This is a genomic window from Rhodobaculum claviforme (assembly GCF_016653255.1).
In the GTDB taxonomy this organism is placed as follows: Bacteria; Pseudomonadota; Alphaproteobacteria; order Rhodobacterales; family Rhodobacteraceae; genus Rhodobaculum; species Rhodobaculum claviforme.
Window position 1 is genome coordinate 1 of sequence record NZ_NHSD01000261.1, and the last position, 11312, is coordinate 11312.

Below are 11312 nucleotides of genomic sequence, written 5' to 3' on the forward strand. Positions count from 1 at the left end.
TGCGCGGGGGCGCGGTGCGCAGGGCGACGGCGTTCTGGAACCGGCCCGCGTCGCCCGCCGCCAGCGCCGCGGCCCCGTCCGAAATCCCGCGCAGCAGATCGTCGAGCCAGTCCCCGTCCCCCTTGGCAAAATCATGCAGGACATAGCCCGAGACCAGCTCCTTGCGGCCGGGGTGGCCGATGCCGAGGCGCACGCGGCCGTACTCGGCCCCGATATGGGCATGGATCGACCGCAACCCGTTGTGACCGGCATGCCCGCCGCCATCCTTTACCCTGCATTTCCCGGGGGCCAGGTCGAGTTCGTCATGGAAAACAATAACATCGGCGGGCGTCAGCTTGAGGTAGCGCATTGCTTCGCCCACCGACTGGCCCGACAGGTTCATGAAGGTCTGCGGCTTGAGCAGTGCCACCCGCACGTCGCCCAGCCGTCCCTCGGACAGCATCCCCTGGAACCGGCCACGCCAGGGCGGGAATCCGTGATCCCCGGCGATGGTGTCCAGCGCCATGAAGCCGATGTTGTGGCGGTTGCGGGCATATTTCGCCCCGGGATTTCCAAGGCCGACAAACAGCCGCATGTTCCGCCCCCTGCATCTGTGACTTGACCTCGGCGCGTCCCCGCCCGACCAAGGGTCGCGACACAGGAACCGGAGGCACGGCAATGTACCTGACGATGAACCGCTTTCACGTCAAGCGCGGGCAGGAGGCGGCGTTCGAGGCGATCTGGAAGTCCCGCGACAGCCACCTGACGCAGGTCAAGGGCTTCGTGGCGTTCCACCTGATGAAGGGGGCGGAACGGGCGGATCACACGCTATATGCCTCGCACACGCTGTGGCGGTCGCGCGCGGAGTTCGAGGACTGGACCCGGTCCGAGGCGTTCCGCGCCGCGCACAAGGGCGCGGGGGCACATTCCGACATCTATCTGGGTGCGCCCGAGCTTGAGATGTTCGAAAGCGTTCAGGGCATCGCTGCGGATGGCGTCACGATGGAGGTGGCCGAGGGCTGACACGGTCGAACCATAAAGGATCGTCCCTGATGTTGCGTGGACTCGCCCTTCTCGTGGTCTGGTCCCAGTGAACGGCGGAGGGTCGAAGGCCGTCACTGTTTTCGGGCGTGATCGCGGCGGCAGCCATCGGGACGGCTGGGGCTGCGACGTTCCCGACACCGCGACGGCGCGCAGCGAAGTCAGCGCCAGCCATGCCACGACGAACACCATCAACGGGTCGGGCCTGCCCGGTCCCTGTGACGAAACCGGCACCCATGCCCAGTGTGCGGGGGGGCGATCACTGGACGACCGCGGCGACCCAGACCATCGGCGCCTCGATCTCCCACAGCAGAAACACTGCGCAGAGCTCTGATGTGTTTGGGAGTTCTTCTGGCGTGTCCACGGCCGCCCTTACCGTGAGGCAGACGCGCCACGCGGCCGACGGACAGACACCAGTGCGCGCGACACCGGCCTGTCCGAGGCTCCGTTCACCGATGCGCGGCTGCCCGGTACGGGAGCGGGGGTGATCCCGCTGCAGGCGGCGGGCTGGCCGCTGCCGCGCCTTCGGGCGGGCTGACGGCGCCCGGTGGGGCGGGCGCCGGGCTCAGTCGTCGGCCAGGGCGATCACCGGCTCCATCGTCGCAAGCTCCTCGGCCGACAGGTGGCACTTGACCTGATGCCCGGGGGCGAGCTTGCGCAACGGCGGCAGCTCGGTCTCGCACAGGGTGCCGGGGACGCGGGATTTCCAGTGGCAGCGGGTCTGGAACGGGCAGCCCGGCGGCGGGTCCATGGCCGACGGAATGTCGCCCTCCAGCACGATGCGCTTGCGCACCACGCGGGGGTCGGCGATGGGCACGGCCGACAGCAGCGCCTCGGTGTACGGGTGGTAGGGGGGCTGGAACACCTGGTCGGTGGTGCCCAGCTCCACCACATGACCGAGGTACATCACCAGCACCCGGTCGGCGAGGTAACGCACCACGCCCAGATCGTGGCTGATGAACAGCAGCGTGGTGCGGTTCTCGCGCTGGATCTCCATCAGCAGGTCGGCTACCGCGGCCTGCACGCTGACGTCGAGCGCCGAGACGGGCTCGTCAGCCACCACCACCTTGGCGCCCCCGGCAAAGGCGCGCGCGATGCCCACGCGCTGCTTCTGCCCGCCCGAAAGCTGGCGCGGCATGCGGTCCGCGAACTCGCGCGGCAGCTTCACCAGGTCCAGCAGGGTGAGCATGCGCGCGCGACGATCGGCGTCCGAGGTCCCCTCGCCGAAGATCTCCAGCGCGCGGATGATCTGGCGGCCCACGGTCATCGAGGGGTTGAGGGTGTCGAAGGGGTTCTGGAACACCATCTGCACACTGGCGACCGTGTCGGTGTTGCGCTTCTGCACGGGCGTGTCGTGGATGTCCTGATCATAGAGCATGATGGTGCCGGAGGTGACCGTCTCCAGCCCCATCAGCAGCTTGGCGAAGGTGGACTTGCCGCAGCCCGATTCGCCGACGATGGCCAGCGTCTCGCCCTCGTTGGCGTCGAAGGTCAGGGTCTCGTTGGCCTTGACCACGCGCGGGTCGCCGCCGCCGAACAGTCGCGAGGCCGAGACCTCGTAGTATTTGCGCACGTCCTGCATCTGAAGGACGGGCTCGCCGACCTCCACCTTCTCGTGGGCGACGGGGGCGGCGGGGGGCGTGCTCCAGTCGATCTCGCGGGTGCGGATGCAGCGGCTCTGGTGGCGATCGCCGGGGACGTCGACCATCGCGACGTCGGCCGCGTCGCAGCGCCCGGCGTCGAAGTACGCGCAGCGCGGGCCGAAGTTGCACCCCGGCGGGCGTTCGTCGGGCAGCGGGAAGTTTCCGGGGATCGCCACCAGCGGGCGGGTGGTCTTGTCCGCGCCCGGCAGCGGGATGGAGCGGAACAGCGCCTGGGTGTAGGGGTGGCGCATGGTGCGGAACACCTCGCGCACCGCGCCGGTCTCCACCGCCTCGCCGGAGTACATCACGGTGATGCGGTCGCAGGTCTCCAGGATCAGGCCGAGGTTGTGGGAGATGAACAGCATCGAGGTGCCGTATTTGCGCCCCAGATCCTTGACCAGATCGACGATGCCGGCCTCCACCGTGACATCCAGCGCGGTTGTGGGCTCGTCGAGGATCAGCAGCGCAGGTTCGGCCATCAGCGCCATGGCGATGACGATGCGCTGCTGCTGGCCGCCCGAAAGCTGGTGGGGATAGGCGTCGAGGATGCGCCCGGCGTCGGGCAGGCGCACGTCCTCCACCATCCGGGCGGCGCGCGCCCAGGCGTCGGCCCTGGACATGCCGCGATGAATCATCGGCACTTCCGCCAGTTGCGCGCCGATCTTCATGGCGGGATTGAGGCTCGCCATCGGCTCCTGATAGATCATCGCGATCTCGGACCCGCGGATCCTGCGCAGCGCGCTGTCGGACAGGGTGGCCAGATCGCGGCCCTTGAAGCGGATGCTGCCGCCGGTGATGCGGCCGTTCGCGCCCAGATCGCGCATCACCCCCAGCGCGACCGTGGATTTGCCGCAGCCGGATTCGCCCACCAGCCCCATCGCCTCGCCGGGGCGGATGGAACAGGAGAACTCCATCACCGCAGGGATTTCACGGGTGCGCGTGAAGAACGAGATCGACAGGTTCTCGATTTCGAGAATGGGCGCGGTCATGGGGCCCCCCGACCCGCGCAGGGAACCGCGACGCCCCCCGTCGGTTGATGCGTCAACAGAACAGGAGAACTCAACATGCCCATCATCCTCTGGCTCCTTGGTGTGCCGCTCAGCTTTGTCGTGATCCTGCTGCTGGTCGGAATCGTCTGAGGGGGGCCGATCAGTCGCGCAGGCTTTCTTCGCGCAGCCCGTCGGCCAGCAGGTTGAGGCCGAGAACGAGGCTCATCAACGACAGCGCGGGCACCAGCGCCGCGTGCGGATAGACCGTCAGCAACCGGCGCCCGTCGTTGATGGTCGAGCCCCAGTCGGGGCTTTCGGGGCTGACACCGAGGCCGAAAAACCCCAGCGTGCCCAGAAGGATCGTCGTATAGCCGATGCGCAGGCAGAAATCCACGATCAGCGGGCCGCGCGCATTCGGCAGGATCTCCCACAGCATGATGTACCACGACCCCTCGCCGCGGGTCTGGGCGGCGGCGACATAATCGCGGCTCTGGATGTCCAGCGTCAGGCCGCGCACGATGCGGAACACGGTCGGTGTGTTCACGAACACCACGGCCACGAACACGTTGAGAAGGTTGGGCGACATCCCCCACACCCCCAGCGGGTCGGCGTTGAACGCAAGGCCCGCGTACATCCACAGCCCCACCACCATCACCGCCCCGATATAGACCGCGCGCCGCACCGGCTGCATGAAATAGCGCGCGTTCAGAAGCAGCGTCAGGAACACGATGGGCATCAGGAACAGCACGGCCGCCATCGCGGTCGGGATGCCCGCCTGCACGATCTCAGGCGTGACCAGCAGGTAGAACAGCAAGATCACCGGGAACGCCAGCACGAGGTTGGCGAGGAATGTCAGCCCGGTGTCCAGCCGCCCCCCGAAATAACCCGCCGGCAGGCCCAGCGTGATGCCGATCATGAAGGCGAACAGCGTGGCGGCGGGGGCGATCTTCAGCACCTCGCGCGCGCCCATCACCATGCGGCTGAAGACATCCCGCGCAAGGCTGTCGCCGCCCAGCAGGTAATGCGGATAGCGCCCGTCAGGGCTGGGAAGCGCGGTGCCGGGCGCCACGTTGCGCATGCGGCTGATCTGGGACAGCGCGTCGTGGGTGACGATCAGGTCGGCAAACAGCGCCGTCAGCACCCAGAACAGCACGATGCCAAAGCCGATCATGCCGACCTTGCTGTCGAACAGCTTGCCATACAGTCCCAGCCGCCGTCGGGCCACGATCGAGACCGCGAAGATCACCGCCATCGCGGCCCACACCGGCAGGAGTCGCGCCGCAACCCCCACGGCGATCCCGCCCCATGTCAGATCCTCGATCATGGTGGCCCTCCCTCAGCCGATGCGGATGCGCGGGTTGAGCCAGACATACCCGATGTCCGAGATCAGCTGCGTCAGCAACACCACCACCACCGCCACCACGGCGCAGGCGAGCAGCAGCTCGATGTCGTTGTTGCCCGCCGCCTCCACCAGCGTCCAGCCGAAGCCGGGATAGGAGAACAGTACCTCCACGATCACCACACCGTTCAGAAGCCACGGGAATTGCAGCATGATGACCGTGAACGGCGCGATGAGCGCGTTGCGCAGGGCGTGTTTCAGCACGATCGAGGCGAAGGACGCCCCCTTCAGCCGCGCGGTGCGGATGTATTGCCGGGTCATCACCTCGGCCATGGAGGCCCGGGTCATGCGCGCGATGTAGCCCATGCCGTACAGCGCGATGGTCATCACCGGCAGGGTAAAGTTCCACACCGTGATCTGGTCCATCGCGCTGCGGGCGTTGCCCTGGAACAGCACGGGGCTGTCGAGCCACCCCCACTCGCGCAGCAGCGGCGACAGGCCGACGGTGGAGGAGGCGAACACCGCGATGAAGATCACCCCCGACACATACTCGGGGGTCGCCGTGGTGACGATGGCGCCGGTCGACAGCACCCGATCGGTGCGCGAGCCCTCGCGCATGCCCGCCAGCACCCCCACCGTCAGCGCCGAGGGCACCATCACGATCATCACCCACAGCATCAGCCAGCCCGTGGCCCCCAGCCGCGTGGCGATCACGGTGCCCACGGCCTCGTTGAAGCGGGTGGAGTGGCCCCAGTACCCCTGCGCGATGCCGCAGAACCGTGGCGCGTCGGCGGCGGTGTCGACCAGTGCCACGCAGCGCCCGCGCATGGCGCCGCCCGCGTCCGTGTCCACCCAGCCCGGCACGACGCCCAGCCACTCGCCATAGCGCTCCAGCAGGGGGCGGTCGTAGCCGTTGCGCGCAAGCCAGCTGGTGACCTCGGCGTCGGACATCCGCGCCGAGCCCTGGGTCTTGGCCAGCGTCTCCAGCCGCGCGTCCATGTTCGTCAGGTAGAACACGATGAACGTCAGCGCCAACGCCGTCAGCATCAGCGTGCCCGCACGCCGGATCAGGAACCTGGTCATGTCTGGCTGCTCTTCCCGGGCTGCGGCGGACGGGCGGGCGGGGCGGGGCGGATCAGGCGTCCAGCCAGTACTTGTAGAGGTGCATCTCGAAGGTGGGGTGCATCTCGGCGTTCATGACATGGGGACGGGCGTGGCGAAAGACCGACCGCCAGTAGGGCTGGATCATCACACCCTGTTCCTGCATGATTTCCTGAAGCCGCAGGGTCAGGGTGCGGCGTTCGTCGGCATCCGCGATCGCCAACGCCTGGCCCAGGACGGTGTCGAACTCCTCGTTGGAAAAGGCGGATTCGTTCCACGCCTCGCCCGAGCGGTAGGCCAGCGCGAGGGTCTGCACCCCCAGGGGGCGCATCAGCCACTCGGTGGCCGACCACGGGTACGCCGTCCAGTCGTTCCAGAAGGTCGCGCCCGGCAGGATGGTGCGGCGCACGTTGATGCCCGCGTCGCGCACCTGCGCCGCGACCGCGTCGCAGGTCGCGGACTGCCAGGCCTCATCGACCGAGATCAGCTCGAATTCATGGTCGGCCAGCCCCGCGTCCGCGATCATCGCGGCGGCGCGGTCGGGGTCGACGTCCTGGGGGGGCATCTCGGCGTACTCGGGGTGGATGGGGGCGACGTGATGGTTTTCAGCCACTTCGCCGGCGTCGTTATAGCCCAGTTCCAGCACCACGGCGTTGTCGACGGCCATCTGCAGCGCACGGCGGACCGCGACGTTGTCGTAGGGCGCGTTGTCCTGGTTGAAGCGCACGGTGATGGTGGAGGCGGTGACCGCCTCGGACCGCGCCATGCCGATGGCGTCGAAGATGTCCACGAAGTCGCCCGTGGTCTGGTAGACCATGTCGATCTCGCCCGACTCGGCGGCCGCGATCCAGGCGGACGGGTCGGTGCCCAGGTCCACGAACTCGATCCGCTCGAGGTACGCCCCCTCGCCCCACCAGTCGTGGTCGGTGTTGCGCACCAGCACGGCCGAAATCCCGGTGTCATAGCTGACCGGCAGATAGGGGCCCGTGCCGATCGGCGCGGCCACCGGGTCGCCCCCCGAGAACGAGCGGTGCACCACAGCCGCCGGGTAATCCGCCACCGAGGCGATGATGGTGATGTCCGGGCTGGACAGGTGCAGCCGCACGGTGTGGTCGTCCACCACCTCCAGCGCGCCCTCGCGCAGCTGTCCGGTGGCCGCGTCGCGCAGCGTGGCCATGCGCCCGGCCATGGAGTTGCCCTCGATGGTGCCGTCACACCAGCGGGTGAAGTTGTGCACCACATCCTGGGCGATGAAGGTGTCCCCGTTGTTCCAGCTCACGCCCCGGCGCAGGCGCAGGGTGTATTCGGTGGCGTCGTCGTTGACCTCCCAGCCCTCCAGAAGACGCCCGATGAGGGTGCCGTCGGGCTGGTACTCCACCAGATACTCCAGCCAGCCGCGGCAGAAATTCGCCAGCTCCGACCAGTCGAACACGGCGGGGTCGCGCATCGACACCAGGTTCATCTGGACGCGCAGGGTGCCTCCGGGACGGCCCTCGGGGAAATGGCTCCCGGTGGCGTGGGCGGGCGCAGCCAGGCCGAGCAACCCATAGGCGGCGGTGGCGCCGACGCCCAGCGCGGTGGCGCGGCTGAGGAACTCGCGCCGGTCGAGCCGCCCGTCCGCGACCTCGGCTGCAAGGCGGTGCGCGGCGGGGTGCGGGGTGGTGTTCGTCATTGCGATGTCTCCGTTGCTCTGGCGCGCGGGCCGGATGGGCCGGCCGATGCGGCGGGGCGCGTGCCCGCGGGGCGGTGCCGCCGGTGCGGCCCGATCGATGCTTTGCGACATGAAAAGCCGAAAACCGACATGGTTGCAAGCCGTGTGCCCCGACGGCCCCCGCCCTCAGCCCTCCGGCGAGACCGCCTGCCAGTCGCCCAGCCGGTTGCGCAGCCATGTCCGTTGTCGCTTGGCATAGCGTCGGGTGGCGGTCGTGGCGGCGGCCACCGCCTCCGGCAGCGTGACGGCGCCGCGCAGATGCGCCACCAGTTCCGGTGCCCCGATCGCACGCGCCGAAGGGCGCGCGGGGTCCCAGTGTGGCAACTCCGCGCGCACCTCGTCCAGCGCGCCGGCGGCCATCATCGCGTCGAATCGTGCATCGATCCGCGCCCCCAGGACGTCCGGCGCGACCCGCACCACCACCCGCAGCGCGGCGTCGGGCGCCAGCAGCGGTGCGGACGTTGCGGCCTGCCAGTCGGCCAGCCCCCGGCCGGTGGCGCGCCACACCTCCCACGCGCGCAGGACGCGGGCCGGGTTGGCGGTATCGATGCGCGCGCGCGTCGCCGCGTCGAGGGCGGCCACCAGCGGCCCGAGCCCGTCGCGCCGCAACCGCGCCTCGGCCTCGGCGCGCAGGGGGGCGGGGATCGGCGGGATCTCGGCCAGGCCCCGGGTCAGGGCGGTGAAGTAAAGCCCGGTGCCGCCCACGATCACCGGCGCGGGGCGGGCCCGCAGATACGGCGCGACCGCCCGCAGCCAGTGGCCCACCGACCAGTCGGCATCGCGCGCCAGATGGCCATAGAGGGCGTGCGGCGCACGCGCCAGATCCGCCGGGCCGGGCCGCGCCGTCAGCACCCGCCAGCAGCCATAGACCTGCAGCGCATCGGCATTCACGACGGTGGCGCCCGTCCGTTCGGCCAGCGCCAGCGCCAGCGCGGATTTGCCGCCCGCGGTGGGACCGGCGATCAGCACCGGCCGGCCGGCCGCCGCCGCCGCCAGCGTGGCCGCAAGATCGCGCGGGATGTCCATCGTGCTCCTTTCGCGGGGTTGGCGGTTGAACGCGACGGCGTTTTCCGACATTCCTGCCGCGGGCGAAACCCCGCCCGGGGGCGGGGCGCTGCGCCGGGCTGAATGCACAGGGGACCGCATGGAGAACACCACCGCACCGGGCACGCCGCCGGCCTATCGCCGCGTGCTGCTCAAGATCTCGGGCGAGGCGCTGATGGGGCCGCAGGGCTACGGCCTGCATCCGCCGACCGTGGCGCGGGTGGCCAGCCAGGTGCAGGCGGTCCATGCCCTCGGGGTCGAGGTGTGCATGGTGATCGGCGGCGGCAACATCTTTCGCGGGCTGCAAGGCTCGGCGCAGGGGATGGAGCGGACCACGGCGGACTACATGGGGATGCTGGCGACGGTGATGAACGCGCTGGCGATGCAGGCCTCGCTGGAGGGGCTGGGCGTGCACACGCGCGTCATCAGCGCGATCCCGATGGACCAGATCTGCGAGCCCTACATCCGCCGCCGCGCCGTGCGCCACCTGGAGAAAAAGCGGGTGTGCATCTTTGCCGCCGGTACCGGCAATCCGTATTTCACCACCGATACGGCGGCGGTCCTGCGCGCCAGCGAGATGGCCTGCGAGGCGATCTTCAAGGGCACCAAGGTCGACGGGGTCTATGACACAGACCCGGTGGGCAACCCGAACGCCAAGCGTTACGAAACAGTGACCTATGACGATGTCCTTCAGCAGAACCTGAAGGTGATGGACGCCTCGGCCATCGCGCTTGCGCGCGACAACCGGCTGCCGATCATCGTGTTCAGCCTGGACGACGCCGACGGACTCGATGGCATCCTGGCAGGCCGGGGTCGGTTCACGCGGGTGCAGGTATGAGGCGTCGGGACCGGCCGCGCGGGCTTTCCAAGCGCGCGCGTAGGTCCTAGGACAACGGCGGTGCGGGGCGGGCCGTTGCCCCCCCGCGAGACGGCAGGCAGGGATGGGCATCATGTCCGACGACAACCACGACATCGACACCGACGATATCGAACGGCGCATGGATGGCGCGATCGGGGCGCTGCGCACCGAATTCGCGTCGCTGCGCACGGGGCGGGCCTCGGCCACGATTCTGGAGCCGATCCAGGTCGAATCCTATGGGCAGATGACACCGCTCAACCAGTTGGGCACCGTCAACGTGCCCGAGCCTCGGATGGTCACGATCAACGTCTGGGACCGCGCGATGATCAGCAAGGTCGAAAAGGCGATCCGCGAATCCGGTCTGGGGATCAACCCGATGGTGGATGGCCCGATCATCCGCCTGCCGATCCCCGAGCTCAACGAGGAGCGCCGCCGCGAGCTGACCCGCGTGGCCGCGCAGTACGCCGAACACGCCCGCGTGTCGGTGCGCAACGTGCGCCGCGACGGCATGGACCAGCTCAAGCGTGCCAAGGCCGCCGGGATGAGCGAGGACGAGCACAAGCTGTGGTCCGAGGAGATCCAGACCCTGACCGACGCCAAGATCGACGCGATCGACAAGCTTCTGGAAACCAAGCAAGCCGAGATCATGCAGATCTGAGCACGGCGATGCGCGCGCCTTGCCGGGCCGCGACCGCCCCGCCGCGGGGGGCGACCGAGATGGGGGCCCATTTGGCAGCACGGGATCTGAACCAGGCGCAGGGGACGCATGTGGCCATCATCATGGATGGCAATGGTCGCTGGGCGCTCAACCGCGGGCGGCCGCGGATCTTCGGCCACCGCCTCGGCGCCGAGCGGGCCAAGGCGGTGGCCGAGGCCTGTCCCGCGCTGGGGGTCACGCATCTGACGCTCTATGCCTTCTCGACCGAGAACTGGAAACGCTCCACCGAAGAGGTGGTGGGGCTGTTCTCGATCCTGGCCCGGTATATCCGTCGTGAGGCGGATCGCTTCCACAGCGAAGGCGTGCGCGTCCGCTTCATCGGCGACCGGACCGCGCTGGAGGCGAAGTTGCAGCTGCTGATGGGCTGGATCGAGCAGCGCACCGATGCCAACAGGCAGCTGCACCTGACGATCGCCGTCAATTATGGCGGGCGCAACGAGATCCTGCGCGCCGCGCGCACGCTGGCCGCGCGTGTCGCCGAGGGGGATCTGGCGCTGGACGACCTGAACGAGGCGACGCTGGCGGGGGCGCTTGACACGCACGACCTGCCGGACCCCGATCTGGTGATCCGCACCGGCGGCGAGACGCGCATCTCGAACTTCCTGCCGTGGCAATCGGCCTATGCCGAGTACGAATTCTGCCCGACGCTCTGGCCCGACTTCACCCCCGCGCATCTGGCCGAGGCGCTGGAGCGGTTCCGCGGCCGCGAGCGCCGGTTTGGCGCGGTCCCGGCATGAGCGGCGCGGCGCGCTTTCCCGACCTGATGCCGCGGGTGGCCTCGGCGGTGGCGATGCTGGCGGTGGGGCTGGGCGCGCTGTGGCTGGGCGGCTGGGGGCTGCGGTTGACGCTGGCGCTGGTGGGCGCGGGCATCGCCTGGGAGGTTCTGCG

The 11312-nt window shown here is 69.2% G+C and carries 10 protein-coding genes; 4 read left to right on the top strand and 6 right to left on the bottom strand.

The genetic code is table 11. The annotated features are described in order from the left end of the window. On the bottom strand, positions 1-574 hold a 574-nt coding region (gene pth / locus CCR87_RS09765), incomplete at its 3' end, for an aminoacyl-tRNA hydrolase (RefSeq protein WP_201157340.1). An 83-nt stretch (positions 575-657) separates the two neighbouring features. Here pth and hmuQ point away from each other — a divergent pair. Then, positions 658-1002 (top strand): heme-degrading protein HmuQ, encoded by a 345-nt coding sequence (gene hmuQ / locus CCR87_RS09770; protein WP_201157341.1) that lies wholly within the window; start codon positions 658-660, stop codon positions 1000-1002. Positions 1003-1585: 583 nt separating this feature from the next. Here the strand turns inward: hmuQ and CCR87_RS09775 are convergent. The 5 genes from CCR87_RS09775 to miaA all read right to left on the bottom strand — a co-directional run bounded on the left by CCR87_RS09775 (position 1586) and on the right by miaA (position 8829). Then, entirely contained in the window at positions 1586-3652 is a 2067-nt protein-coding gene (locus CCR87_RS09775) for a dipeptide ABC transporter ATP-binding protein (RefSeq protein ID WP_201157342.1), read from the bottom strand. Between the two features lie 160 nt (positions 3653-3812). Next, complete coding sequence (locus CCR87_RS09780) at positions 3813-4973, bottom strand: ABC transporter permease (RefSeq protein ID WP_420850168.1); 1161 nt, start codon at positions 4971-4973, stop codon at positions 3813-3815. A 15-nt stretch (positions 4974-4988) separates the two neighbouring features. After that, complete coding sequence (locus tag CCR87_RS09785; protein WP_201157344.1) at positions 4989-6074, bottom strand: ABC transporter permease; 1086 nt, start codon at positions 6072-6074, stop codon at positions 4989-4991. A 52-nt stretch (positions 6075-6126) separates the two neighbouring features. After that, a complete protein-coding gene (locus CCR87_RS09790) occupies positions 6127-7764 on the bottom strand; it encodes an ABC transporter substrate-binding protein (protein WP_201157345.1) in 1638 nt (545 codons plus the stop codon). Between the two features lie 165 nt (positions 7765-7929). Next, positions 7930-8829: a tRNA (adenosine(37)-N6)-dimethylallyltransferase MiaA gene (gene miaA, locus CCR87_RS09795; protein ID WP_201157346.1), complete on the bottom strand. Its 900-nt coding sequence runs from the start codon at positions 8827-8829 to the stop codon at positions 7930-7932. Between the two features lie 118 nt (positions 8830-8947). Between miaA and pyrH the strand changes: the two genes are divergently transcribed. The 3 genes from pyrH (at position 8948) to uppS (ending at position 11161) form a co-directional block, all read left to right on the top strand. Then, positions 8948-9685, top strand: a complete 738-nt coding sequence (gene pyrH, locus CCR87_RS09800) for a UMP kinase (protein ID WP_201157347.1) — start codon at positions 8948-8950, stop codon at positions 9683-9685. 112 nt (positions 9686-9797) lie between these two features. Then, the gene (gene frr, locus CCR87_RS09805) at positions 9798-10364 is read left to right on the top strand and encodes a ribosome recycling factor (protein WP_201157348.1); all 567 of its coding nucleotides are present in this window, start codon (positions 9798-9800) and stop codon (positions 10362-10364) included. Between the two features lie 59 nt (positions 10365-10423). Continuing rightward, complete coding sequence (gene uppS / locus CCR87_RS09810) at positions 10424-11161, top strand: polyprenyl diphosphate synthase (RefSeq protein WP_201157349.1); 738 nt, start codon at positions 10424-10426, stop codon at positions 11159-11161. Positions 11162-11312 lie beyond the last annotated feature (151 nt).